Genomic DNA, 23,724 nt, shown 5'->3' with positions numbered 1-23,724 from the left:
GTTGAGCCGCGCTCCCCCGCCAGCTACACACCCAACTATAAAATACGGCTAAGCGATCTGTCTTTAGGACTGGGTTTATTTGAATCCGGGGGCGGGTTTATATATCATTTTAGCTGCCTGTAATACTTGTATGGCAAGCCCCCCCCTACAGCCGAAAATAAGAAAAACTATCCTAAAAGTGCGAATTTGTGATATTTTGACTGAGAATACCACCGCCGTTAGGCAACAAAAGTATCAAATTTAGAGGGTGATTAGAGCATGGCAGAAATTAGAGGCACCGCCCAAGCAGACTTGCTAGCAGGAACTCCAGAAGATGACCTGATTTTTGGTTTGATGGGCACTGACACCATTGCCGGAAACTCTGGTAATGACAGTATTTTTGGAGGTAAGCAAAGCGATTTAATTGATGGCAATTCTGGTCAAGATTCGCTTTTTGGAGATTTAGATAACGACATTATTAACGGCGGCGAAGGTAACGATTTTTTAGTGGGCGGAAAAGGCAGCGATTCCATATCGGGCAACTCCGGCAATGATGTTTTGTCGGGCGATCGAGATACTGATATCCTGATAGGCGGAGACGGGGCAGACCTATTTGTTTTGAGGCGCTACGCTGAGGCTGACCCTTTCCGTACCAGTGGCGGTGTTAGTTTGGCAAATGCGGACGCGATCGCCGATTTTACACCCGGTACAGATTTAATCGGTTTGGGGGAAGGTCTCAGTTTTAGCGACTTAAATATTTTGGAAGCTGGAAACAATACTGTTATTCAAGACCGGGTAACAGGAGAATTTCTCGCTACTCTCCAAGGAGTGAGACAAAGTGCGATTAACCAGGCAAGTTTCACTAATAATATTAGCAGCGTTGTTCCCAATCCCCCGCCTCCAGCGCGGACAACGGCTTATGCTTTAACTCCTGCTAATCGGATTGTCGGTTTTAGTCTTTCCAATCCCGGAAGTGTCCTCACAGATTTGCCCGTAACTGGATTGCCAGCGGGAGAAAGTTTGCTGGGAATTGATTATCGGCCGGCTAATGGTGTGCTTTACGGTGTGGGTTCTAGCAATCGCTTGTATACTATCAATCCGATGACTGGGGAAGCAAGTCCAGTCGGTAACGGGCAGTTTGCTGTTCCTTTAACTCCGGGGGCTGCAGGTTTTGATTTCAATCCGACAGTCGATCGAATTCGCTTTGTCAATGAAGGCGATCAAAACGCCCGCCTCAACCCGGATAACGGGGCACTTGTGGATTTTGACACGGTGGCGGGGGGAATTCAACTCGACGGGAATTTGGCTTATGTTGCGGGCGATCGCAATTTTGGGTCAAATCCGGCGGCAGCAGGGGCTGCGTATGTGAATAACTTTGCCGGGGGAACTTCGACAACCCTGTTTGTAATTGACAGCGATTTGGATGTTTTGGTGCGACAAGATCCGCCGAATAATGGAGGGTTGAATACGATCGGATCTTTGGGAGTTGATGCGAATAGCGTTCTCGGCTTTGATATCAGGAGTATTGGCGGCCGCGAGGTGGCTGTGGCGGCGCTGGAAGTCGGTGGCATTTCCGGCTTGTACAATATCAATTTAAGCAGCGGTCAAGCTTCCTTTGTCGGTCAAATTGCCGACGGAAGACAGATTAACGGTTTGGCTTTGCCTTTGCCTACAGCTTACGCCTTAACTGTCAGAAATGGCGCTGAAACAATTGTCGGTTTTAACGAAGCGGCACCGCGGGCGATTCTCAGTGACGTGTCAGTTACAGGGTTGCAGCCCGGAGAAAGTTTGCTGGGAATTGATTTTCGCCCCGCTAACGGTGTGCTATACGGTGTGGGTTCTAGCAATCGCTTGTACGCGATTAATCCAGTTACTGGGCAAGCCAGTGCCGTCGGTAGCGGGCAGTTTGCTGTTCCCCTAACTCCGGGGGCTGCGGGTTTTGATTTCAATCCGACAGTCGATCGAATTCGCTTTGTCAATCAAGCCGGTCAAAACGCCCGCCTCAACCCGGATACGGGGGCAATTGTCGATGTTGACACGCTGACGGGGGGAGTTCAACTCGACGGGAATTTGGCTTATGCTGCGGGCGATCGCAATTTTGGCAATCCCGGCGCGGCGGCGGCGGCTGCGTATGTGAATAACTTTGCAGGGGCAGCTTCGACGACACTGTTTGCAATTGACACCAATTTAGACATTTTGGTGCGGCAAGATCCGCCGAATAATGGGGTGTTGAATACGATCGGATCTTTGGGAATTGATGCTGGTACTGTTCTCGGCTTTGATATCAGGAGTGTTGACGGTAACGAGACGGCTTTGGCTGCGATCGATGTTGGCGGAGTTTCCAGTCTATACAATATCAATTTGACGACTGGTCAAGCTTCGATTGTCGGTCAAATTGGTGACGGGCAAGGGATTAAAGGCTTAGCACTAACTTTGATTTAAATGGTGCAGTCCGACAGTCCCGCAGTCCAACAGTCCGACAGGGGTTGAAACCCCTGTCTCATAGCGAAAGTCCTCTAAAGAGGACTAAAAATTAGCAACTAAAAATTAGAATTTGAGTCGGTTTTTAACCGACTTTTGCTATTAGCCAGGGAATTCATTCCCTGGCGGGTTTCGGGAGAATGGAACAGCCTTTTTTCTTCAGGAAAGTTGGAAGGTATCGAGAATGTACCTCACACGCACGCAATCCGCTATCAAATAAATTCATCGTTAATTTGATAATAATATCAAGTCGGGTCGATCCATTATAATATAATGCCATATCTTGTAGGGGCGGGTTCACCAGTATTCTCTCCCTCAAAACCAACAAATTCATCAACCCGCCCCCGCCCATAGCAACACTAATCGATCGGACACAACATAAAATGTTATCTCAAGTTTTTTACTTGCTACGTTCCCGCAGTGACGGCAAATATCTGTCCGCGAATCCCAATCCAGATGCGGCAGTGAGTTACCTGCTGATGTTTCGCGAAGACTATGACGCTTTGAGCTATCTCAATGCCCACGCTGCTGATGTTGCCGATCGATTCGGAGTAGAATCGATTTCCGGTTCTCAGGTAAAAAAGCTACTCGAACGTTGGGGCTTTAACGGCGTGGGGGTTGTTCAAGACCCGCTGTTACCGAATATTGAGTTTTTATTGACAAATAATTGACAATTGACAAGATTTGCGCTTCACCCGGTTTCTGGAAGAAATCGGGTTTTTTTGTCAAGTTTTGAGCCGATCGCCCGATCGAGTTTGTACAGTTCTGTGCCCCATATCTAGTGCAAATTGTCAAATATATTAACCTTTTACCCTAAATCTGAATCCTGTTGTATATTCGTAGTCTGTTGATTTATTCCGACACGTCAGTACACAACCTATGGTTAGAGAATTAGAGCGATCGAGTGCCAACGAGAAACGCAACCTGTCCGATTTCCCCGAAACAGCACCCGCCGCCAATCCCGTATTTTTTAGGACTTACAGCCGCCGTACCGAGACGGGAAGGGAGACTTGGGCCGAAGTGTGCGATCGAACAGTCAAGGGGCTGCAAAAGCTGGGAAACCTCACCCCCGAAGAAACACAACTGCTGCACCGAATGCAAAACCAGCTCAAAACCCTCGCTTCAGGCCGCTGGCTGTGGGTAGGTGGCAGCAAATGGATCGAGCAACCAGAGAATTTTTCCGGCGCATATAATTGCTCCTCAACAAATATTCTCGACTGGCGTTCCTTTGGTTTGTTAATGGATTTGGCAATGATGGGCTGCGGCACCGGCGCAGTCTTGGAACCACAATATATCAACCAACTGCCGCCGATTCGCAACCGTTTAACCCTAACCATGCAAGGCGAAATCGGCTCTACACCCGCCCAGTCGCGCCGTCAAGAAACAGAAGTAAAAATAGCAGAAAAAACCGCAACTATTTATGTCGGAGATTCTCGCCAAGGTTGGGTACAATCCTATCAAAGTTTGCTGGAATTATCCACAGATGAAAGATTTGCAGGAGAAGTTCAAGTTTTCATCGATTTGAGCGATGTTCGCCCGGTGGGAGAACCTTTAAAAGGTTTTGGCGGAGTAGCAAATCCGGTGAAATTGCCCGACCTTTATCAGCGCTGCGCGGCAATTTTGAATAAAGCTTTAGGGCGGCAGTTAAATTCAGTTGAATGCTGCGTGTTGATTGATGAAGCGGCGGTCACGATCGTCGCCGGCAACATTAGGCGCAGCGCGGGGATTCGTCAATTTGATTCGAGTGATGAACTGGGCGCAAATGCTAAAAATAATTTGTGGCAGCAAGATGAAAATGGCAACTGGAAAATCGACCCCGATCGAGATGCTTTGAGAATGGCAAATCACTCTCGCGTTTTTCATCATAAACCGACGCGGGAAGAGTGTATTGATGCCGTTCGCCAACAGTATTATTCTGGTGAAGGTGCAATTCAATGGGCTGGTGAAGCTGTAGCTAGAGCTAACGTTGATTTACTTTCAACACCGAGTCTTAAACTTGAGTTTTTGAAAGCTTACGACGAAGGAAAAGCTAAACAGTGGTTCCAGGAACGCTATCCTGACATGACTGCGGAAGAATTAGAACACCGGTCAGTTCGTTTGGGCTTAAACCCGTGTGGTAAGTAATTTTGCCTCACGTTAAAAACCTCGCAAATACGGGGAAAGCTGAAATGCTAATCCCGTGGTAATCAGAAGAACTAAAAAGCTTTTGACACCGTACAGCGTAGAGAGTGAAGCTAGATTACAATGAAAAAAGCAATCTAGAATATAATCTCTCCAAGAGTGTGGGGGCGCGTATGACAAGCACCTTTTATGGCTACTCAGGTTTCTACGGTGAGCATTGTTTAAGGTCAAGTCTTGAGTACATTTACGCGAAATACCTGGACTACATGGAAATTGGCTGGACATACGAAGATAAAACCTATCTACTCTCGAATGAAGTTCGGTACAAACCAGACTTCCTTCTAGAAAATGGTGAGTATGTCGAAATTAAAGGCGTTTTTAATTATCAAAGCGACTTGCCAAAAATTCAGCGATTTGAGTCTGAGTACAATGTAAAAGTTACTATTTTTCAAGAAAAAGATCTAAGACAACTCATTAAGGATACTCCTTTTGTATTTGAGCATTTGAAACAGGAATGGAAATCTCATGCTAAGGTAAGAGGCATGGATAATTTCGGAAAGAGAAACCCTATGTATGGCGTTACTCAATCTGAAACCACCAAAGCCAAAATCAAAGCTAAGGCGAAGGCAAGATTTGCAGATCCTAGTTTCAAGGAAAAGTTTGTCAATAGTGCCAAGCGAAAAGCATACCATGAGTCACGCAAGGGCAAGAAAACAGGTGCATTAGTACCTAGATTTATTCTTACTTGCGAATTTTGTCAGAACAGTTTTGAAGTTATACAACACAAAGTATCGAAGCGTCGTTTTTGCTCCAAAAATTGCTCTGTTCAGGCACAGCATGGAAAAACTTCAACAACTAATTCTGATATTCAAACATTAGCTCATGCTTTTGCCTTGGATAATTATGAGACACTCTTATCTGTAAAGTTGAATAACCTAAAAGAGCTTTTTCAAGCTTTACAGGACTCAATACAAAAAGAAAATAACATTCTGGATATCCGAACAATATGTCAGATTGTTACAGGTAAACCATGTAGCAGAAAGGAACTCCTCTATTATTTGAGGGAATACGCGCAAAAGGTACGCGGAGCTACTGCGAAAAATAAAGCAGTAGAACTAGAGGATAAAAAGCCTTTAGGATAACAAAAATGGAAATTATCGGTTCTAACTTTCACTGTAATTTGGCGGAGGTTCACCTCAATCAAATTGACCCTTACAACTTCAAAGAACAGGAGGAAGCTTTCAAGGCTGCGGCTCTATCTGTGGCGGTACTTCTCAATCACAAATTTCTTGAACCCCGCTATCAATACAGCCGCGAACTCGACCCGATTGTCGGCGTCTCTTTCACGGGATTGTTCGATTTCTTCGTTCACGCTTTTGGCGTTGAGTGGCTGCGCTGGTGGGTGGAAGGTCGCCCGCAAACTCCGCAAGGAATCGCTTTTAAACAGCGGGAAGAAGAGTATTTGAGTGGTTGGCGCGAGATTGTGAATCGGGTAGTATGGGATTATTGCGATCGCCATTCCTTAAAACGCCCAAATCGCTGCACAACGGTTCAACCATCGGGTACTAAATCTCTGCTGACAGGTGCTTCTCCCGGCTGGCATCCGCCGAAAGCCCAGCGTTTCATTCGCCGAATCACTTTCGGCAAAAACGACCCCGTAGCCCTCGCCTGCATCGACTACGGATACAACGTGATTCCGTCTCAATCTGACAAAGATGAAAACGGCAATTTGCTGAACAATCCCTTCGATGAACGCTGTACAGAATGGCTGGTAGAAATACCTGTTGCGGTAAGTTGGGCTGACTTGCCCGGTGCTGATGAAATTGACATTAACAAATTCTCAGCGGCGGCACAAATGGACTTTTATATGCAAGTGCAAAAGTTCTATGTCAGACATAACACTTCTGCCACGATTGAACTGCGCGAAAATGAAGTGGAAAGTTTGGGGACTCGGATTTATGAAGCGATTCGCGATGATGAAGGCTACATTTCCGCAGCGCTTTTAGCTCGGTTTGATGCTCTTGAAACTTTCCCGCGTCTGCCCTTTGAACCGATAAGCAAGGAAACTTACACCAAGATGGTGGAAGAGAGTTTAGCGCGCCGCCAAATAGATGTTTTTCATGCGGCACTGAGTCGCTATGACTTGGGTGAAATGATGGATTCAGGGCCGGCGGGCTGCGATTCCGATAAGTGTTTGATGCCAGAGACTAAGGCTATGTAATAGCCAATAGCCAAATCCCCGACTTCTGAAATTACTTCGATATTTCACGAAAATAACCAGAAGAAGTCGGGGATTTTATTTCTCAACCCTTCACATAATAATCCCGCGTTCCCTTCGCATTCATCGCTTCTCCGAGTCGATTTAACCCGTACACGTAAGCAGCAGTTCTCATGGAAACTGACAATTCCTGAGATTTTTTCCAAATTGCCTCAGTCTCTTCGACCATTTTATGCTTCAACCGCTGGTTGACTTCCTCTAGTGTCCAATAAAGTCCGCTGCGGTTTTGCACCCACTCAAAATAACTAACCGTTACGCCTCCGGCATTGACTAAAATATCAGGGATTACCTGAATTCCCCTCGCTTCTAAAATCAAATCAGCAGCAGAATCAATCGGCCCGTTAGCTACTTCAAAAATAAACTTAGCCTTAATATCATTAACATTGGCTTCTGTTATTTGATTCTCCAAAGCTGCTGGAACCAGCACGTCTACATCTAATGCTAAAAGTTGCTCATTGGTCAAGATTTCGTGTTCGATAATATTGCAAACAGAACCTTCGCAGTAAACAGCTTTGATACCTTTGTTAGAGTCTTTAAAGCCTCGAATACTGGGGATATCCAGCCCTTGTTTAGCATAAATTCCCCCTTGGGAATCACTGACAGCAACAACTTTGTAACCTGCTTTCCAGAGCAGTTCTGCTATTTCTGCACCCGCATTACCAAAACCTTGTACTGCGACAGTTGTATCTTGAGGATTTAGCTCAAATTTGGGTAGAAGAGTTTGTACTACAAAAAAAGCACCCATTGCTGTGGCCGTATCTCTGCCCAAGCTGCCACCAATTGTCACTGGTTTTCCAGTCACCACGGCTGGAGAAAGCTGCCGCTTAATAATATTGTACTGATCCATCATCCAACCCATAATCATGGGATTGGTGTAGACATCCGGCGCGGGAATATCGACATCGGGCCCGATGAAATCTGCGATCGCATCGACATAGCCCCGGCTCAACCGTTCCAATTCCAGTTTGGACAATTCCTTGGGATTGAGAGTAATTCCGCCCTTGGCTCCTCCAAAAGGCAAGTTCAAAACTGCACATTTAAAAGTCATCCAAAATGCTAAGGATTGCACTTCATCAAGGGAGACTTCTGGATGATAGCGCACTCCTCCTTTAGACGGGCCTCTGGTATTGTCGTAGCGCACCCGATAACCTTGAAAAATTCGCAGGGAACCGTCGTCCATCCGCACGGGAATCGATACAATTAAACTGGATTTGGGGTGTTTCAGCCTTTCAATCGTATCCTCGGAAAGGGACACATATTTTAAGGCTCGTTCTAATCGGCGGCTGGCATCGGCAAATAATGAATCAGACATAAGAAGTTAGTTGACTGTTGACTGTTGACTGTTAACTGTTGTCAGAAGAAGGCTTCGGGTGCTTAAGCTAATTTAATCACAATCCTGGTTGAATGCTGCCTCCTTTCTTCTGACAACAGTCAACTACTTTGTGTCGATCGACAATATCGCAGTGCCAAGCAGCGATTAAGCAGATACACTTACAATAGAGGGTGATATTTAAGCTCAAGCCACAATTTGAGTTCGATCGCTCAAATCACAGCCAGCCATCAGGGGAATTAAATTCTGAAATAGCTCGATGCTTTAGCTGACGTTAGAAACTGAATTATTATTATTATGGTTGGACTCCTAGCCGCACTCTCTGCGTCTGCGGCAGGGGGTATGAGAATTGCCCTGCCCCTGCTGTTAATTGGTTTGTTGCGGATTGACAAACTTTGGTCGGAAATACCTCTATTGTCGGGGGTTCCCCCCCAGGTGGCTATCACCATCTTGGTGAGCTGGTCGCTATTAGAGTTATTTGCTTCTAAAACCTTTGTGGGACAGCGGGTGCTGCAAATTGTGCAAATTATTTTCAGTCCTATTGTAGGAGCAATTATGGGAATTTCGATCGCTCAACTAAGTTCGATCGAGGAAATTATTGCTCACCCTTGGATGCTGTGGATAATTGGTATTGTCGGAGGTTTGTTGGCTTTAGTGCTGCAACTGGTACAAGCTGGATGGTTTTATCGACTGCGGGGTTTGCCGATTTGGGTGATTTTCCTCCAAGATGTTCTGTGCATTTCCTTGGTTTTGTTTGCCTTTGACGCACCACGGCAGGGAGGGTTAGTTGCGATGACGCTGCTGTGGCTGGCAATTCGCAGTTCTAAAGAGTGGTATTGCTGGTACAAAAGTCAGGGAATACCGGGCGATAGGGGAAATCCCCGCCGCCACAAGCGCGATCCTGATTAGTTAGTGATGAGTTATTGGTGATTAGTAATATCGTTTACGGTTGTTTCGGAATGATTTAACCGCAGAGACCGCTGAGGGCGCTGAGGAAGAGAAGAGAGAGATGAATAATTCCGATCCCAACTGATTTTATATCATTAGTCATTTGTAACAACAGTCAACAGTCAACAGTCAACTGTCAACTGTCAACTGTCAACTGTCAATTTAAAGCAATCCGATCGAGTGTAGCGGGCCCTGACCCGTAATTAACTCCAGCAATAGTGCCACAAAACCAATCATCGCCACACGACCGTTCCAGACTTCCGCCCCCGTGGTCAAACCCCACTCCCACTGCTCTTGAGGGTACATTTTCACTGTCTTGGAAGGACGTATAACATCCGAGAATTTAACGTTGGGAGATTCGATCGACTCGATGACTAAATCAGCCAAGGCTTCAATAAACACCGGATGAGTATTCAGTGCGGGCACTCGGTAGAAATTTTCAATTCCCGATTCTTCTGCTAATTCTCGATACTCCATGTCAATTTCTTGTAGAGTCTCGATGTGTTCGGAAACGAAACTAATCGGAACTACCAACAAATCTTGCACTCCATTTTCTGCCAATTCGGTAATGGCGTCTTCGGTGTAAGGCTTGAGCCATTCCACCGGGCCAACCCGACTTTGATAAGCTAGAGTGTGTTCGTTCGATCGATTCAAATGTTCCATAATCAGACGAGTGCAATCTTCAATCTCGCGCTGATAGGGGTCTCCAGCCTCTTCTACGTAGCTGAGGGGGACGCCGTGGGCGCTGAAAAAGATGTGAACTCGATCAGGATTCGGATTGTGGTCTAGTTGTTGGGCTATCAATTCCGACATTGCCTGAATGTAACCAGGCCGCTGATACCAAGAAGGAATCGCGGTATATTGTATATCCTTGAGGTCAGGATCTTTGCCCCACATTTCTTCTAGCTGCCGGAAGCTAGAACCGCTGGTGCTGATGGAAAATTGAGGATACAGCGGCAAGATTGTCAAATGTTCGATACGATCGCGCTTTATTTTGGCGATCGCCTCTTCGGTAAAAGGATGCCAGTAGCGCATCCCCACGTATACTCGAGCATCTTGTCCCTTGGACTGCAATCGTTCTTGCAGGGCTAGGGCTTGTTCCTCGGTAATTCGCCGCAAAGGAGAGCCGCCCCCGATTTGGCGGTAGTTTTCCTGGGATTTTTGAAAGCGCAGGGTCGAAATCAACCAGGCGAGCGGTTTTTGCATCCACGGAAACGGAATGCGAATGATTTCCGGGTCAGCAAACAAGTTGAACAGGAAAGGACGGACATCCTCGATTTGATCTGGCCCGCCCAAGTTTAATAGCAATACTCCCACACGACCCATAGCGGTTACAGCTCTCCCATCGTCTCAGTTCTGTTACTTATCTTTATCATATAATTTAATAATATCTTAAGTCGATAGCAAGGTATACATAATTTTGACTATAGCAACAATTTTTAGAGATTTAAGTTATCGGTTTCAGTGTCTCTAGGATTGCGATCGCACCTCTGGCTGCTTTGAGCGTAGGTTGCCATCCTCGTTTGGGCCAACTAGCCTTACAAAATTTGACCGTCAGCGCGGAAACTAAAGTTTTAGACCGTTGCTGCTATAGCGGTCAAACTAGGCAATTTCTGGTGCAATATTCCCAGGATGTCACAGGGCTTGACGCTTCGCCATTATCTCTGCAACGGGCAAGGAAAAATGTACCATCAGCCAATTATTGTTTAGAAGCTTTTGCCCACTGTCAGTTTGACAGGAGTACACAGCAGCGTTGCGATGCACAAAATGCGATCGGCGCAATTGCCACAGATCTTTCAGGAAGTATACCGCGTGCTTAAGTCCGGTAGTCTATTCATTTTGGTAGATTTTCATCGACCCACAAATCCGGTATTTTGGCCAGGGTTGCCTGTATTTTTGTGGTTGTTTGAGACTGAAACTGCTTGGAAGTTGATCGAAACTGACTTGAGGAGTTTGCTGGCAGAGGTGGGATTGCGATCGTACAATTCCGAAGTAACTCCACAACCAAAACTTTATGCTGGCGGCAGCATTCAAGTAATCCAAGTTCAGAAGTCATATCAAATCCGGTAACATCGTCGGGCTTCAAATCCAGTCAACCGCCAACCATCACCGAGACTGCAACCGGAATAGATCTAATTTATCTGCGTTAATCTGTGTTTATCTGCCTGTATCTGCGGTTTAAAAAAGAGAAATTAACCGCAGATGACAAGGGATTGACGCAGATTCACGCAGATAAAGAGAATAGATATCTGAATAATTCCGCTATTTGCGTTTATCTGCGGTTTCCCTATCAATCCCAAAAATCTGCAATAAGTCTACTCATGACTAATGACTAATAGCTAATGACTAAACAAACTTTTTCGCTTCTGCCAAAGCCGCCTCAAACTTTAGCAATACATCCTTTTCGGTGTGAATAACTTTCTCTTGTTCCAGCAGCGGGCGGCCAAAGCGAAAAATGCCGTCCTGTTCTACGTGTTCGACATAAGGCAGCGTTTCTGGATGCGGCAAAAATTTTCTGCCTATTGGGTACGGCGTGTGGAAAGAAAAACTAAAATCGGGAAACTTGTCGCTTTTGATTTCGAGATAGTAAAGCGAGTAATAATCTTTGGTTTCGCAGTACACACACTCGCGGCACTTATTTACAAGTTTGCGGTTCTGATAGAAAAAATCCCACTTATCCCAAAAGTAGGCATCTTTCATCATTTCCTCGTGGTCGTCGCACAGTTCGAGATATAATTTGTCAGAATCCGCCGGACGGTAGAAGTAAAGCATGGCGTAGGGCATTTCAATCAGTAACTTGACTGCTTGATTTTTTCGCTGGTACCATTCCTGCTGGTGAGTTTCGTAGACTTCCTTATATTTAATTGCTTTAAAGCTGTTGAGCTGATTTTCTTTGGCCCAGCGCGACGCCCAAACTGTCCAGTAAGCTAGCTGGAAGGTTGCTGAAATTTCCGCCGAACCTTGTTCTTTCCAGTCGGAAATGATTTTTTCCCAAGCTGAACTAAAAGCTAATCGCGATTGTTCGTTTTCTTCAGGCTTTTCTGTATTGATTGGGGTGGGTATTTGGTGATTATTTTTAATCAGCCCTTTGGGTTCTTGGCGCCAATTATTAATATCGGTTGGCGTTAGACTTAAGATGAATCTTCTGTCGTGAACGGGATATTCTAGATGGATTCCTGATTTGCGGAAAGAGCGGTATTCTAAAATAGGGAGTTTGTCTTGTTCAATCCACTGCTGGCGTTCTGCGGGCGAACACTTGAGTATTGTTTCTAATTCTACCGGATCGACGGCTAATTCACTTTTGAATGTCTCCCAAAATCTCTCTTGTTCGGCGGGATTTGCTTCCAGCAGGGATACAATTCGGTTGACGAGATGATCTGTTTGGTCTGGGCAATTTTCGGGAAGTCCTAAGAAGTCGAGGAGTTTGGTCTTGAGTATTCGTCTGGCTGAGATTAGCTCGGCTAACATGAGAAGCTCCAGTAGAGTCATGACTTGCGCCCTTGAACTGGCAAGATTTGCACAAGTCTTATATATCTTAATAGATTCTCCTGGGTTGTCGGCAATTGAAATGTCTGCGCGAGCGAAGCTATCCCCAACGTGCCTGCGGGCCCGTTGCGGTAGGGAATCGCCGAACCTCGGCGCCATGCCTAAGCCAAAATACTCAAAACAAGGGCAAAAGGCCGATCGACCTTTTGGCCTGATTGGCTAAAACTCATATGTTGCACCATTCTCAATTACTTGTTTAGGAACAGGCAAGATGCCTGTTCCACAAGAAAATTTATATTTTGTGGAACAGGCATCTTGCCTGTTGCTGACTATGGTGCGAGATATCAGCTAAAATCGATAATTACGATCGCGCACCCACAAACTCACAGGCACAGCATGGCCTGTTTTGTCAACCTTTACTTCTACCAAAAAAGATTGTCGCTGGTTCCTTTGAGCTTCGCTAATCTCCTGATTGACTTTTTCCCTTTCATCCTCTGGCATATAATAAGTTTCTAAGCCGTATTCCATCTGCCAACCGTTATATTTGCCCTTAATTGCGATTTGATTGGCGGCCAAATTGGCGGGATTTTCCAGACTGACGCGGACAGGTTTCCAAGCTTGGGGGCGGCCGGGATTAGTCGCTGCTTTTGGCGCTTCTAAGATTACATAAAAACTGGTTTTTGCCTTGACATTGTGCGTATTTTGTGGACAAGCAACTCCGGGCGGACAATATATTTTTTCCGTCGCTAAATCTTTCCAGCCGGGGAGATTTTGGAGATTTGTGCGATCGGAAATATCATAGCTCAAAACTTGGTAATATCCGCGCAAAAAGTCGTAAGGATCTACTGGTGCTGTTTGCAGGACAACTGTTTTGCCAGTAATAAAAGTGTAAACTGCGGTGGCGGGTACGGCGGCAATTAGTCCGATTTGCAAGAGTAAAGGAACCCACATTCGCCACGCGGGAAGGCGTTTTGCTTCCGGGGGAAGCTGAAACAGATTTGTTGTATCTGGATTGTTAACTAATAAGTCAATGTTGTTTGTGTTCATGTTATGTATGGGTTATATTGTTTACGGCTGTTTCGGAATGATTAAACCACCGAGAACGCAGAGGGCGCTGAGTGAGAGAAGAGAGAGATGAATAATTTCTATTCATCGGGGATTTTTGCGAAGTGGCGCTCGAACCACAAACCCGCAGCAATTACGCCAATTCCGCACAAAACAAAGACAAAAGATTTGAGCAACAATCCTGTGTTATATTCAAAGACTCGGCTGATAATTTGCAGGGTTATTAATACCATTCCTCCCCAAAAACTCCGGCGGTTTCCTAATGCTAAACCTTCTCGGATTAAGCCGACAGCGAGCAAAAATGATAAAACATTGAACAGAAAAGTTGCTAATTGAGGAAGGGGAGTAAAATTGAGGTGAATAAGCGGTATTAAGGCGCTGGCGAGAATTAAAATGCCGATCGCACTTGTAGTCAAATCCACTGCTTTTTGTTTTGGCCGCCGGAGTTCCAAACGTCCCAAACGCAGCCATTCAAACAGCGTGAAACCGCCCAAAACAGCCACATTTGCCAGCAAAACCCAATCCGGATCAGTTGGCGCAGGATTCGGCGAATCCGGCCAAAACCCGTAGAAAGAAAGAAAATAAAACAAACCGGCGAGAAACAGCAGTGCTAAACTGCGGGCGGTAGGTTGAAACAGCCTGCTGTGTACTTTCGGCCAGATTGCATCGTCGTATCCCCACAGCAAAGCGGGCGGTAGGGCGCAAAAAATTGCAGCAGCCCAGGTTGGATTTAACCCTTGGACAATAGAAACTTGTAGGGAAAAAATTATCGCGATCGCACCTAGGGCAAAAATAGCACGCGATCGACACCAATAAGCCAGCGGCACAAACATTATACTGGCTGCGATCGGCATTTGCCGCACCAAAACTTCCAGCCAAGAAAACTCGACTTTGGAAGACCAATCTAACACGGCAAGCCAATAGCCCAAACCGATTAAAAGTGCGGACAAAACGCCCAAGGAAGTCAACCGCAAACTGTAAGCCATTCCGAGCACGCCGATTCCCCAAGCAAGGAAAAGTCCGTAGGAAGAACCGCCAATGTGGAACATTTGCGCCATCAATGCCATATTTGCTCCTAAAATCAGAGCTCCTAACAGCAACAATCCTTCACCTAGGAGTTTGTTTCGCCCTTTTGTTGCGGGCATATTGGGATTGGAGTTTTTGCTTCGGGATGGGGGAATTCGCCACAGATAGAAACCTGCTGCATTGACTGCTACGAAAAGACTTAGCAGCAGTGCAACTCTCACTTCGCGCGACCAAACTTGCCAGTTTGCGGCTACAAAGGTGAGGACTCCTATACCGAGGAGAATGCCGCCGAGACTGATGAGAATGCTGAGGAATCGGTTGCGGGAGGCGGTTTCGAGTGTGTTGAATTGGTAGCGTTCGGAAAGTTGTTGGTAGAATGAAGTGTCGATGAGTCCTTCTGCTTGCCAGAGTTTGGCTTGTTCTCGCAACTCGCGCCGAAATTTATCTGAAATCATTTTTAATATTCCAGAGGATTTGAACTGTGATAGTTTTTAATATGTCACTTGTGCGTCGATTGTCGATGGAGGCTGGGACACCTGCTGAACTAGCACAGCAGTTTTGATTGATATCCTTCGGCTGTTGAAACCGTTTCTAGATAAACAAACTCCCAGCAGAAAGAAACGAATAAATCAAGGAATGTAATATTATGGTACAAGCTCACTCTAAAAAAATAACTTTTGACGAGTACCTTAATTACTCAAATGATACGGGTCAACGCTATGAGTTAATTGATGGGGAGTTAATAGCTTTGCCACCAGAATCGGAACCTAATAATTTCGTTGCTAACTATCTATTATTCTATTTTGCTAGCAGCGGGCTAGTGCCACTCAGGCTGATTAAAACGCATAATTGCGAGGTTCAAGTTGCGGTTTTGCGATCGGGAGATGCCGCCAACCGCTACCCCGATTTGATAATTCTGGAACCTGAACATATTCCGCTGACAGCAACCAGGCTAACTATCACTTTCGATATGCTGCCTCCTCGGTTTGTTGTGGAGGTAGTCAGTCCGGGTAGAGTGGGCAGGGATCGGGATTACGATCGCAAACGAGCCCAGTATGCAGCGCGGGGCATCGCAGAGTATTGGGTTATCGATCCAATTGAACAAGTTGTGACGGTTTTGCGGCTTGATGAGGGGCAATATGTTGAGGTTGGGGTATTTCGGGATGGAGAGGCGATCGTATCTCCGATGTTTCCACAGCTAAGTTTGACGGTTCAACAGATTTTCAGTGGAGAGGTTTAAGGGCGGATCAATAGCTAATTGGTTAGCATTCATCTAACCACCCACCGATTAGTGAAAATCTCCACCCTCAACCTGATTGAGGCCATGTTTCAATCCCTGATAGGGATTTAGGTTGATTGCAACCTGTAAGTTTCGCTCTAACAGTCACACAATTTTTAGATAGTGACGTAAGAATATCATCAACCTTACTTTGCTAAATTAATCTAGGCGGGAAAACTCTATTTTCCCAGTCTAGGGCTTGTAACCATTGCAGCTACGTCAGAATACTGCAACTCCCCGATTCGCCTTCGCCTACAATCAAAAGTTTGACTTAGCTGAGTTCTTCTGTATCGTTGGAATCACGGGTTTGGAAGTAGAAGTCGAGAATGGTAAACAAATCGCCTGGTTCGTAAGACTCTTCGCCTTGGAGAATTTCGGGAGGAATTGGGATCGGATTTCCCCGTAAGTCGAGTATTTCCAGCTTTTCCATGTCACGAATCGCCTCCGGGATTTCAGCAATCTGATTGTCACGGAGGTAAAGCCATCTCAGATTGGACAGTTGACCGAGCGCTTCTGGGATAGAGGTAATCTGATTGTGACTAAGGGAAAGGTTCGTCAGGCTAGACAGTAGACCAAACGTATTTGGGATGGAGGTAATCTGATTGTGACCAAGGGAAAGGTTCGTCAGGTTAGACAGTAGACCAAACGTATTTGGAATAGAGGTAATTTGATTGTAATGGAGGAAAAGCGTTGCTAGGTTAGACAGTAGACCAAACGTTTCCGGAAGAAAACTAATGTGATTCTCCTCGAGTCGCAGCGATGTCAGATTGGACAATTGCCCAAATGTTTCTGGCAGGGAGGTAATCTGGTTGCCCCAGAGATTAATCTCTCTCAGATTCGACAGTTGCCCAAATGTTTGTGGGAGGGAGGTAATCTGATTACAGCTAAGAGAAAGCTCTCTTAGATTTGACAGTTGCCCGAAGGCATCTGGAATTCCAGTAATCTTATTATTCCAGAGGTCAAGCGATGTCAGATTCGACAATTGCCCAAGCACCTCTGGGATTTCGGTAATCTTATTACGACAGAGGTCAAGTTTTGTGAGACTCGACAGTTGACCAATTGCATCTGGAATTTGGGTAATTTGATTTTCACGTAGTGAAAGGTGTTTCAAATGTCTACAACTGAAAATTTCACGTGGCAATTCTTTCAGATCTAGTCGTGACAAATCTAGTTCAGTCAATTTTTTAACGGCAACTTGCTCAATTCTTTGGACTGCTTTTTCTCGTATCATCCCCTTTATCTCCCCATAGTATTCATTTTATGATGACAATTAAATCTAGCTTATGGGGAAAAATGACAGGAATCAGGATACGACCCCAAAAAAACACACTAATGCGGTTTCCCCAAAAATTAATCGGGCAATAAATATGTTCAAGGAAGGCAAAGAGCATTTTCTGAGTCCAGACTGAAAAGTGCTACAGCTACATCAGATTATTCCTATTTTCCCATCTATGACTTGCAACCATGGGAACTGCGTTGTAATAGGCACCACACTAGACAAGCGCTAGTATGTTACTAGACAAATGCTAGTAACATACTAGACAAGTGCCTGGGCAAGCAGTTCTCGCTACTTAGAAAACTGCGTTTACAACTTCATCAGAAGATTAACCTATTCTGACGTAGTTTTAAAAGTTGCAGACCCCAGGTTGGGAATTCGAGTTATAACGTCTAATGTCTGTCCTCCCATCAATCTTAACTTAGCGATAGAAGTTGGTCTTATAGGCTTCGGTCACAATTCTGCGAATTTCAGGCTCAGCAGAACGGAGTATCTTTTCCTCAATTTTTGATAAGCCACTTTCTTCAAAAGAACGAATTATGTCAACACGAATTTTTCCCTTTCTATTTCCCTTTCTCTCTACGGACAGAAATGCAACACCCCGAATTCTGAAGCCCTCAATCGTAAAAGCTACGCACCGTTCACAGTCTTTTATTCCGGCCTCTTCGCGTTGACTTGGAGTAATGGTTCCTTCTTCGTATAAGTTCATGAATTTTCCCAGTTGAATCACTGGTTTTGGCTTCTTATGTTCCTTCCCGTAGTTAGGATCTTCCTGTTTGCGCCGTTTCGCTTCACCCATCGTCTATGCTCCTTTTTTGAGATTAGGTTGTACAGCAGAGTATTTCATAGACATCACAATTGTTTCATGCTATTCGGCTGCTCGCTCGTATAACATTCTGTACCTTAATGTCGATTTTAAACAGTCTGTTCCTCCCAGCCCATCTTTTCGCCGACCGCCCTTGATGTTAGCTAGAGAACCTGTAAACAAGTTTTCTTTATTTGCCTGTAAACAAGTTTAGAGGTTTAAAACTTGACTACAAAATGCTGATTCCTCCTTGCGAATCTGATTCGGGATCTCCAACCGCTCCGACCTGCCACCGCTCCAACAATCCGATCGCTCCGACCGTACCGCTAGACCGTGCCAGCCTCTCGAACCGTGCGAGCCGTGCCTGTGGTGCAATTATCACCCCTTCAGCCGTGCCAGCCATCCAATCACCCCAAAACCCCACACACCGCCCTAAATGCTGCATTTTTCACCCGTGCCAGTGCCAGCCGTCCGATCGCCTCTCACCTGGTCACAGTCGATCGCCTCGGAGTCATCCGATCGCCCTGTTGAATCTGGCAATTTGAAGGGGTAACGACAGCCGAAAAAAATTACCCCCTCAAAAAAACACCTACCCATAGGCGCAAATTTTATCCATCAACCCGATTCAAATTCCAGTCGTAAGGCAAAAAAACGATCGCCCATCCATCACCCACAGCCGCCTCCGGCCCCAAATAACCGCCCACATACTCAGCCACCGAACCCGCCGCTTTTACAAAATCCTCGCCGTACCACTTCAAAATCTTGCTCAAATAAAGCGTCTTTTTCTCGGCATCATATCGCACCTTATCAGGATTGTGAATAAAACGGCTGGCATCCGCTTCTAGTTGAGTCCGTACCGACTCCGGGAAATAAGCCCCCCGGCGCAGCAGCGGGCACCCGACTGAAGCGCAAACTAATGCAAAATGGATGCGCGGTTCGGCAAATTCCGGCCGCAAAATTGCGTGTTCGATTTGATTGAGACTGTGCTTTTTGCCGCCAATAATCACATTTGAACGAGTGAAAAAATCCAAAAAACTCAGCCAGTTGGGAATTCCCAAAATTTTGGGACGGATGGACGCGATCGGATATACTTCCAGAACTTGAGAAATTGCGATCGCATTATACGCATTCAGCCACAACGCCAGCCGCGCATCCGCATCAGTACCATCCGCCAAATCCACATCGGCCAAACTTTCCAGCCACCCTCTCAAAACATCCGCCCCCTCAGCTTTCCAGCCCCGATAATTGACGCGGCCGAAATCGTCAACGTAGCGTTGCAGCAACTCGTCCCAAATCGTAAAGTCGATCGTACCGATCATTTATTACTATCCCTAATCTAAGGCGGGCATTGCTTTAGCTTCTGCTTCTATAGCAATCCTAAATCATTTGTGAATTTCTTACTCCCTCCCCTTAGCAAGGGGAGGGTTGGGGTGGGGTTAAAAATTTACGACTCCTGCAAGGATTTCTCTATTTAATACTAGCCTCAACCCAAATAACACCTGCAACGGTAGCATTTTTTAGATTAACCCCCTCAAACGGGCTCTGGATTAAATTAGCTTGAGTAAAATTAGCGCCTTGTAAATTAGCTTGCCACAAAGAAGCACCGCTCAAATTTGCCCCCGATAAATTAGCTGCCCTAAAATTTGCTTCTCTCAAATCAGTCCCTTGCAAATTGGCATTTGCTAAACTCGCGTACCGCAGGCGAATGCCGATCAAATCGCCGCCCGGACACTGGTTAGTTTACCGCAACTAATTGATTTGCTGCGGGTTAGGTGCAATCACTGGTGTAGCCAACCCGAAAATCATTCCCCCTGAAACTGCTCCCAAAGTTACAGATTTCCTGCTCTTTACATTCTACAATCTTAAAAGATTCTTAATTTCAATTTCAACGGGGATCGGTTTCTTCCGGCACAACACCAATCCCACTTTGAGCTGCATTTTTTTAAATTCCCCTTACCTCCATAACACACTATGACGGATCAAACCAACTTTTTCGATAAACTGTTAGCTGCTGTTGAAAGCAATCAAAGTTTGCTTTATTTAGCCCTCGACCCCGACCCGGAAACCTTGCCCGCGCTGGTTTCCATGACTGGGGAGGAAACTCAAACTTTTGTAACTGAGTTGTTGTCAAAGCTAAAAAGTGCGATCGACCAAACAGCCGATTTAATTTGTGCCTGCAAAATCACCCTCGGTTTTTACCAATCTCTCGGTATTCCCGGTTGGGCTTTGCTGCAAGAAATTTTAACAATTATTCCCCCTCACCTGCCAGTAATTTTAGATGCCAAACACTGCGATTTAAATACCAGTACAGTGTTTGCCAAAATTGTATTTCAAGACTGGCGAGTTGACGCTATTACTTTAAGTCCCTATCCCGGATTCGACCAAGTAGCGCCTTTTTTGTTATACGCGGGAAAAACTGTTTTTGTCCTCTGTGCCACCGCCAACCCGTCAGCAGCGGCTGTGCAAGAATACCCGACGCCAAACAACCCTTTTTACTTGCAATTAGTCCGACTCTCTCAAACTTGGGGAACTCCCGAAAAAGTCGGTTTAGAAGTAGGAGTATTGCCGGATATGTTAGCCCGCATCCGCAAAGAGGCTCCTGAACGCCTAATTTTAGTCGAAGGAGACATCGGCGAAGAAAATGACCTCACAGAAGAAAACGACCTCGCACAACTGCTGGCGGCCGGTTTAAGCAAGAATGGTGAAGATTTGCTGCTGCCAGTCCCCCCAAGTTTATTAGCGGGGAAAGAGCCGCGCCGAGAAATTGAGAAATTGCGGGATAGTATTAATAAACAGAGGCTGCGGGCGATCGAAGGTAGTCCCACTTGCGAACTGTGGCTGCCGGATGTTTGCTTTTTGCAACCGGAACCTCACCGCGATTTAATCTTGCAACTTTATGACATCGGCTGCGTAGTTTTTGGCGACCACGTACAAGCATCGGGAGCCGTATTTCCATATTACATCGACTTGCGGAAAATAATTTCTATTCCGCAGATTTTCCATCAAATTGTCAGCGCTTATGCAGACATTCTCAAGGATTTAAAATTCGATCGCATTGCGGGAATTCCCTACGGTTCTTTACCCACAGCAACTGGTTTAGCATTGCGGATGGAACGCCCGATGATTTTCCCGCGCAAGGAGGTGAAAACTTACGGTGCAGGCAAATTGATTGAGGGGCATTTTCAGGCAGGAGAAACGATTGTCGTAGTCGATGATATTTTGATTAGTGGCAAAAGCGTGATGGAAGGCGCGGCTAAGTTAAAATCGGCTGGCTTGAATGTGGAAGATATTGTGGTATTAATCGACCACGAACAGGGAGTCAAAGATAAGATGCAGGCCAACGGTTATCGCGCACATTCTGTGCTAGCGCTTTCGGAAATTGCTGAAGTTTTGTATCGAGCAAATCGCATCGATACCGAGCAATTTCAGCTTTTGACGGCGGAACATTAAATTATAAAATATCTAGTTACCAGGCTATGCCTGGTAATTAATACCCGGAGGCTCTGCCTCCAAAATTCTGTCTCATTTGGCTTGTTTTAATGGAGGCAGAGCCTCCTCAAATGCGTTACCAGGCAGAGCCTGGGAACGAGTAAAGGTAAATAAATCAACCTTGCAGAACTTCAATTAAAGCATTGCCCATCGCTCGACAGCCGACGAGTTTCATGCCTTCCGACATGATATCGCCAGTGCGATAACCTCGATCCAAAACTTCGACAACGGCTTGCTCGATTTTATTAGCAGCTTCCGGCTGATTTAAGGCGTAACGTAGCATCATTGCCGCACTCAAAACTTGCGCGATGGGATTGGCTTTATCTTGTCCGGCGATATCTGGTGCGGAACCGTGCACGGGTTCAAAAACTCCCGGCCCGCTTGCTCCCAAACTAGCAGAAGGCAGCATCCCAATACTACCAGTTAGCATCGCCGCCGCATCGGAAAGAATGTCGCCGAATAAATTGCCGGTGACAATCGTATCGAACTGTTTGGGCCAGCGAATTAACTGCATGGCTGCGTTGTCAACATAGAGGTGAGAAAGTTCGACATCAGGGTATTCTGAAGAAAGGGCAATAATGCGATCGCGCCACAGTTGCGAAACGTCCAGAACATTCGCTTTATCAACGGAACACAGCCTTTTCCCCCGCTTCCTGGCCGTCTCAAAAGCAACTCGCCCGATTCTGTCAATTTCTGACTCAGTGTAAGCCATCGTATTAACGCCGCGTTTTTCGCCTGTTTCCGTCTCAAAAATACCTTTTGGTTTGCCGAAATAAATGCCGCCTGTGAGTTCGCGGATTACCATAATATCCACGCCCTCGACAACTTCCCGTTTCAAACTAGAAGCATCAACCAATTGCGGTAAAATAGTCGCCGGACGCAAATTTGCAAACAATCCCAATCCGGCGCGCAGTCCTAATAATCCAGTTTCCGGGCGCTGTTCGCGGGGCAAATTATCCCATTTGTAACCGCCAATTGCTGCTAACAATACTGCATCGCAGTTGCGGCATTTTTCTAGTGTTTCTTCTGGCAGCGGATTGCCTGTTGCGTCAATAGCAGCGCCGCCCATTAAAGCTTCTTGAAATTCAAAGCCGATGTCCAATTGTTTGCCGACAAGTTTCAGGACATCTACCGCCACAGCGATAATTTCAGGGCCGATGCCGTCTCCTGGTAAAAGAGTGATGCGGTAGTTTTGAGTCATATCGATTTTGGAGTTTTGATTTGAGATTTGAGATTGAGAGTTAATGGGAATTCTTTGGAAATGCAAGACATTCTCACAAGGCTATAATCATATCAGGATAAGCAACCTCAGAATTCATTATGACATTCCCGACTTACCCGCCTGCTCAAGCTGAACCGCCTTTAGACCCCCGGCAGAGTTTGCCAACAATGTACGATTTACCTAGCGAAGACCCAAAGGAGCCCGGTTTGCCCGATACATTTCATTTAGATCAGCCGCAACTCTTGGAATTCACCTTTTTGCCGCCGGGATGGGATGCGGAACAAGTCTTTACAGCCAGTGACCTAAATTTGTATTACGATGCAACACAACCGCGCTGGCATAAACGCCCGGATTGGTTTGCTGCGGTGGGTGTGCCAAGGCTTTATCAAGGGCGCGATATGCGTTTGAGTTATGTAGTTTGGCAAGAACGGGTAAATCCGTTTGTGGTGGTGGAATTGCTATCGCCGGGCACTGAAGATGAAGATTTAGGGCGGACTGTTCAGCAAGCTGGGGAACCGCCGACTAAGTGGCAAGTTTATGAACAAATTTTGCGGATTCCTTACTATTTTATTTTCAGTCGCTACACGGATGAATTGCGAGCTTTTCATCTTGTAGGAGGCCACTATGAACAGGCAGAATTAATTGATGGGCGGTTATTTATTCCTGAGTTGCAGTTGAGTTTAGGTTGGTGGCAAGGCAGTTATAAGAGTATGAATCGGTTGTGGTTGCGGTGGTTTACGGCCCAAGGAGGGTTGATTTTGAGTCCGGGTGAAAGAGCAACGGCGGCGGAACGGCAACTGATAGAATCTCAACAGCAAGTTCTAGAATCTCAACAGCAACTCATAGAATCTCAACAGCGAGAGGAAAGACTAGCGGCGCGGTTGCGGGAACTAGGCATCGATCCTGAAAAGTTGGTTTAATAGTTCTCGCACCCAGGCC

General features: G+C 45.9%; 22 protein-coding genes. 12 read left to right on the top strand and 10 right to left on the bottom strand.

Translation table 11 applies throughout. The annotated features are described in order from the left end of the window. The first annotated feature begins 258 nt into the window (after positions 1-258). The 5 genes from QUB51_RS02980 (at position 259) to nrdJ (QUB51_RS02960) (ending at position 6,802) form a co-directional block, all read left to right on the top strand. Positions 259-2,421: a DUF4394 domain-containing protein gene (locus QUB51_RS02980; protein WP_333231790.1), complete on the top strand. Its 2,163-nt coding sequence runs from the start codon at positions 259-261 to the stop codon at positions 2,419-2,421. Between the two features lie 422 nt (positions 2,422-2,843). Continuing rightward, complete coding sequence (locus tag QUB51_RS02975; protein WP_333053679.1) at positions 2,844-3,131, top strand: hypothetical protein; 288 nt, start codon at positions 2,844-2,846, stop codon at positions 3,129-3,131. Positions 3,132-3,339: 208 nt separating this feature from the next. Continuing rightward, positions 3,340-4,584, top strand: a complete 1,245-nt coding sequence (gene nrdJ / locus QUB51_RS02970) for a ribonucleoside-triphosphate reductase, adenosylcobalamin-dependent (protein WP_333053677.1) — start codon at positions 3,340-3,342, stop codon at positions 4,582-4,584. A 104-nt stretch (positions 4,585-4,688) separates the two neighbouring features. Beyond that, complete coding sequence (locus tag QUB51_RS02965; protein ID WP_333053676.1) at positions 4,689-5,723, top strand: NUMOD3 domain-containing DNA-binding protein; 1,035 nt, start codon at positions 4,689-4,691, stop codon at positions 5,721-5,723. A 5-nt stretch (positions 5,724-5,728) separates the two neighbouring features. After that, positions 5,729-6,802: a ribonucleoside-triphosphate reductase, adenosylcobalamin-dependent gene (nrdJ, locus tag QUB51_RS02960; protein WP_333208161.1), complete on the top strand. Its 1,074-nt coding sequence runs from the start codon at positions 5,729-5,731 to the stop codon at positions 6,800-6,802. An 82-nt stretch (positions 6,803-6,884) separates the two neighbouring features. Here nrdJ (QUB51_RS02960) and QUB51_RS02955 read toward each other — a convergent pair whose 3' ends face one another. Continuing rightward, positions 6,885-8,171: a Glu/Leu/Phe/Val dehydrogenase gene (locus QUB51_RS02955; RefSeq protein ID WP_333259203.1), complete on the bottom strand. Its 1,287-nt coding sequence runs from the start codon at positions 8,169-8,171 to the stop codon at positions 6,885-6,887. Positions 8,172-8,486: 315 nt separating this feature from the next. Here QUB51_RS02955 and QUB51_RS02950 point away from each other — a divergent pair, with 315 nt between their 5' ends. Continuing rightward, a complete protein-coding gene (locus QUB51_RS02950; protein WP_333259206.1) occupies positions 8,487-9,098 on the top strand; it encodes a DUF4126 domain-containing protein in 612 nt (203 codons plus the stop codon). A gap of 201 nt (positions 9,099-9,299) precedes the next feature. Here the strand turns inward: QUB51_RS02950 and hemH are convergent, their stop codons facing one another. Beyond that, positions 9,300-10,463, bottom strand: coding sequence for a ferrochelatase (gene hemH / locus QUB51_RS02945; protein WP_333259209.1), 1,164 nt, complete (start codon positions 10,461-10,463; stop codon positions 9,300-9,302). 173 nt (positions 10,464-10,636) lie between these two features. Here hemH and QUB51_RS30350 point away from each other — a divergent pair, with 173 nt between their 5' ends. Both QUB51_RS30350 and QUB51_RS30345 read left to right on the top strand, forming a co-directional pair. Continuing rightward, positions 10,637-10,957, top strand: coding sequence for a hypothetical protein (locus QUB51_RS30350; protein WP_445299455.1), 321 nt, complete (start codon positions 10,637-10,639; stop codon positions 10,955-10,957). Further along, a complete protein-coding gene (locus QUB51_RS30345) occupies positions 10,950-11,207 on the top strand; it encodes a hypothetical protein (RefSeq protein ID WP_445299456.1) in 258 nt (85 codons plus the stop codon). Before QUB51_RS30350 ends, QUB51_RS30345 begins: the two co-directional genes overlap by 8 nt. Before the next feature lie 276 nt (positions 11,208-11,483). Here the strand turns inward: QUB51_RS30345 and QUB51_RS02935 are convergent, their stop codons facing one another. The 3 genes from QUB51_RS02935 to QUB51_RS02925 all read right to left on the bottom strand — a co-directional run bounded on the left by QUB51_RS02935 (position 11,484) and on the right by QUB51_RS02925 (position 15,169). Beyond that, positions 11,484-12,605: a hypothetical protein gene (locus tag QUB51_RS02935; protein WP_333259212.1), complete on the bottom strand. Its 1,122-nt coding sequence runs from the start codon at positions 12,603-12,605 to the stop codon at positions 11,484-11,486. Between the two features lie 366 nt (positions 12,606-12,971). Next, a complete protein-coding gene (locus QUB51_RS02930) occupies positions 12,972-13,670 on the bottom strand; it encodes a GDYXXLXY domain-containing protein (protein ID WP_333259215.1) in 699 nt (232 codons plus the stop codon). A gap of 98 nt (positions 13,671-13,768) precedes the next feature. Continuing rightward, positions 13,769-15,169 (bottom strand): DUF2157 domain-containing protein, encoded by a 1,401-nt coding sequence (locus QUB51_RS02925; protein WP_333259218.1) that lies wholly within the window; start codon positions 15,167-15,169, stop codon positions 13,769-13,771. Positions 15,170-15,360: 191 nt separating this feature from the next. Here QUB51_RS02925 and QUB51_RS02920 point away from each other — a divergent pair, with 191 nt between their 5' ends. Next, the gene (locus QUB51_RS02920) at positions 15,361-15,954 is read left to right on the top strand and encodes a Uma2 family endonuclease (RefSeq protein WP_333259221.1); all 594 of its coding nucleotides are present in this window, start codon (positions 15,361-15,363) and stop codon (positions 15,952-15,954) included. A 310-nt stretch (positions 15,955-16,264) separates the two neighbouring features. Here QUB51_RS02920 and QUB51_RS02915 read toward each other — a convergent pair whose 3' ends face one another. Both QUB51_RS02915 and QUB51_RS02910 read right to left on the bottom strand, forming a co-directional pair. Next, complete coding sequence (locus QUB51_RS02915; RefSeq protein ID WP_333259224.1) at positions 16,265-17,224, bottom strand: leucine-rich repeat domain-containing protein; 960 nt, start codon at positions 17,222-17,224, stop codon at positions 16,265-16,267. 466 nt (positions 17,225-17,690) lie between these two features. Continuing rightward, on the bottom strand, positions 17,691-18,068 hold the full coding sequence (locus tag QUB51_RS02910; protein ID WP_333259227.1) for a hypothetical protein: 378 nt from the start codon (positions 18,066-18,068) through the stop codon (positions 17,691-17,693). Between the two features lie 339 nt (positions 18,069-18,407). Here QUB51_RS02910 and QUB51_RS02905 point away from each other — a divergent pair, with 339 nt between their 5' ends. Next, entirely contained in the window at positions 18,408-18,605 is a 198-nt protein-coding gene (locus tag QUB51_RS02905; protein ID WP_333259230.1) for a hypothetical protein, read from the top strand. 77 nt (positions 18,606-18,682) lie between these two features. Here the strand turns inward: QUB51_RS02905 and QUB51_RS02900 are convergent, their stop codons facing one another. Together QUB51_RS02900 and QUB51_RS02895 are read right to left on the bottom strand one after the other, a co-directional pair. Beyond that, positions 18,683-19,393 carry a DUF547 domain-containing protein gene (locus QUB51_RS02900; protein WP_333259232.1) on the bottom strand — a complete coding sequence of 237 codons (711 nt, stop codon included), beginning with the start codon at positions 19,391-19,393 and terminating at the stop codon, positions 18,683-18,685. 148 nt (positions 19,394-19,541) lie between these two features. Further along, a complete protein-coding gene (locus QUB51_RS02895; RefSeq protein WP_333259235.1) occupies positions 19,542-19,790 on the bottom strand; it encodes a pentapeptide repeat-containing protein in 249 nt (82 codons plus the stop codon). A 255-nt stretch (positions 19,791-20,045) separates the two neighbouring features. On the opposite strand from QUB51_RS02895, the gene QUB51_RS02890 reads away from it, so the two are divergent. Then, a complete protein-coding gene (locus QUB51_RS02890) occupies positions 20,046-21,524 on the top strand; it encodes a bifunctional orotidine-5'-phosphate decarboxylase/orotate phosphoribosyltransferase (protein WP_333259238.1) in 1,479 nt (492 codons plus the stop codon). A gap of 154 nt (positions 21,525-21,678) precedes the next feature. Here QUB51_RS02890 and leuB read toward each other — a convergent pair whose 3' ends face one another. Further along, the gene (gene leuB / locus QUB51_RS02885; RefSeq protein ID WP_333259240.1) at positions 21,679-22,764 is read right to left on the bottom strand and encodes a 3-isopropylmalate dehydrogenase; all 1,086 of its coding nucleotides are present in this window, start codon (positions 22,762-22,764) and stop codon (positions 21,679-21,681) included. Positions 22,765-22,883: 119 nt separating this feature from the next. Between leuB and QUB51_RS02880 the strand changes: the two genes are divergently transcribed. Beyond that, on the top strand, positions 22,884-23,705 hold the full coding sequence (locus QUB51_RS02880; RefSeq protein WP_333231829.1) for a Uma2 family endonuclease: 822 nt from the start codon (positions 22,884-22,886) through the stop codon (positions 23,703-23,705). The last annotated feature ends 19 nt before the right edge of the window (positions 23,706-23,724 follow it).

It is taken from the genome of Microcoleus sp. AT8-A3 (assembly GCF_036705675.1).
Classification (GTDB): Bacteria; Cyanobacteriota; Cyanobacteriia; order Cyanobacteriales; family Microcoleaceae; genus Microcoleus.
This window is presented reverse-complemented; position numbering and strand designations above follow the sequence as displayed.

Bases quoted from the DNA above. Each gene is read 5' to 3' on its own strand.
- QUB51_RS02980 (WP_333231790.1), top strand. From the start codon at position 259: ATGGCAGAAATTAGAGGCACCGCCCAAGCAGACTTGCTAGCAGGAACT.
- QUB51_RS02975 (WP_333053679.1), top strand. From the start codon at position 2,844: ATGTTATCTCAAGTTTTTTACTTGCTACGTTCCCGCAGTGACGGCAAA.
- nrdJ (WP_333053677.1), top strand. From the start codon at position 3,340: ATGGTTAGAGAATTAGAGCGATCGAGTGCCAACGAGAAACGCAACCTG.
- nrdJ (WP_333208161.1), top strand. From the start codon at position 5,729: ATGGAAATTATCGGTTCTAACTTTCACTGTAATTTGGCGGAGGTTCAC.
- QUB51_RS02955 (WP_333259203.1), bottom strand. From the start codon at position 8,171: ATGTCTGATTCATTATTTGCCGATGCCAGCCGCCGATTAGAACGAGCC.
- QUB51_RS02950 (WP_333259206.1), top strand. From the start codon at position 8,487: ATGGTTGGACTCCTAGCCGCACTCTCTGCGTCTGCGGCAGGGGGTATG.
- hemH (WP_333259209.1), bottom strand. From the start codon at position 10,463: ATGGGTCGTGTGGGAGTATTGCTATTAAACTTGGGCGGGCCAGATCAA.
- QUB51_RS02935 (WP_333259212.1), bottom strand. From the start codon at position 12,605: ATGTTAGCCGAGCTAATCTCAGCCAGACGAATACTCAAGACCAAACTC.
- QUB51_RS02930 (WP_333259215.1), bottom strand. From the start codon at position 13,670: ATGAACACAAACAACATTGACTTATTAGTTAACAATCCAGATACAACA.
- QUB51_RS02925 (WP_333259218.1), bottom strand. From the start codon at position 15,169: ATGATTTCAGATAAATTTCGGCGCGAGTTGCGAGAACAAGCCAAACTC.
- QUB51_RS02920 (WP_333259221.1), top strand. From the start codon at position 15,361: ATGGTACAAGCTCACTCTAAAAAAATAACTTTTGACGAGTACCTTAAT.
- QUB51_RS02915 (WP_333259224.1), bottom strand. From the start codon at position 17,224: ATGATACGAGAAAAAGCAGTCCAAAGAATTGAGCAAGTTGCCGTTAAA.
- QUB51_RS02910 (WP_333259227.1), bottom strand. From the start codon at position 18,068: ATGGGTGAAGCGAAACGGCGCAAACAGGAAGATCCTAACTACGGGAAG.
- QUB51_RS02900 (WP_333259232.1), bottom strand. From the start codon at position 19,393: ATGATCGGTACGATCGACTTTACGATTTGGGACGAGTTGCTGCAACGC.
- QUB51_RS02890 (WP_333259238.1), top strand. From the start codon at position 20,046: ATGACGGATCAAACCAACTTTTTCGATAAACTGTTAGCTGCTGTTGAA.
- leuB (WP_333259240.1), bottom strand. From the start codon at position 22,764: ATGACTCAAAACTACCGCATCACTCTTTTACCAGGAGACGGCATCGGC.
- QUB51_RS02880 (WP_333231829.1), top strand. From the start codon at position 22,884: ATGACATTCCCGACTTACCCGCCTGCTCAAGCTGAACCGCCTTTAGAC.